Raw genomic sequence first — 1,038 nt, forward strand, 5'->3', positions numbered from 1 at the left:
CGCTAGCTATGATGAACGTAACCGCAAAAAATAGCCCTCCATATTGCTGCACATCGTAGGTTAAAATGGACAGTAAGAAGACCACCATTTCAGAGCTACACAGCAAAGGAGAGCTATCCCTATGAAGTCTACCACAAAATTCATTGGTTTAGATGTATCCAAAGAAAAAATTTCTGTCGCTATTGCTGACGAGGGTAAAGACAAGCCGCGGTATTACGGTACCATTGCTCATGCGCCTGCTGCCTTACGCAAACTCATCAAAGAGTTGGGTCCGGCAAGCTCCCTCTCGTTTTGTTATGAGGCCGGTCCTACAGGATACGAAACCTACCGCTGGATCGAATCCATGGGGGCCCATTGTGTCGTCATTGCCCCTTCACTCATCCCCAAACGCTCCGGCGATCACGTGAAAACCGATCGACGGGATGCCGAGCAACTGGCACGTCTGTTCCGTGCAGGCGAGCTTACGCCGATTTACGTTCCAGCACGTGAAGATGAGGCGCTTCGTGAATTGGTTCGGGCACGCGAATCGGCAAAAGAAGATGCTCACCGGGCTCGTCAACGCGTGCTCAAATTTTTATTGCGTCACCAGATCCATCCGCCTGAACAAATCAAACGTCGCTGGACGAAAAAATATCGCGTATGGCTTGGACAACTGACCTTCCCGAATGCGCCTATGCAGATTGCGTTTACGGAGTACCTTCATGCCATGGACGAGATCGAGCAACGCATCGGTCGACTGGAAAAAGCCTTGATTGAAGAGGCAGCGACCAGTTCCAAAGCCGATTTGATTCAGATTTTACAGTCTCTGCGTGGCATTGGATTTCTCACGGCCGTCACGCTTGCTGCGGAGATCGGTTCCTTTGCCCGGTTCCGTTCTCCTGCTCAGCTCATGGCTTACTTGGGCCTGGTTCCGCGTGAGCATTCGTCTGGAGTCCGTACCCAACGAGGCTCGCTCACCAAAGCGGGAAATGGACGATTGCGTCGCACCTTGATTGAATCGGCATGGAGTTACCGCCATCGGCCTGCGATTAAAGGGGA

At 51.9% G+C, this 1,038-nt stretch carries 1 protein-coding gene; it reads left to right on the top strand.

What is annotated here, in order from left to right; translation table 11 throughout:
• Positions 1 to 121: 121 nt before the first annotated feature.
• The coding region (locus tag PAEAM_RS24210) for an IS110 family RNA-guided transposase (RefSeq protein ID WP_100529274.1) at positions 122 to 1,038 on the top strand (917 nt) is incomplete at its 3' end.

This window comes from Paenibacillus sp. GM1FR (assembly GCF_002803315.1).
Lineage (GTDB): Bacteria > Bacillota > Bacilli > Paenibacillales > Paenibacillaceae > Paenibacillus > Paenibacillus amylolyticus.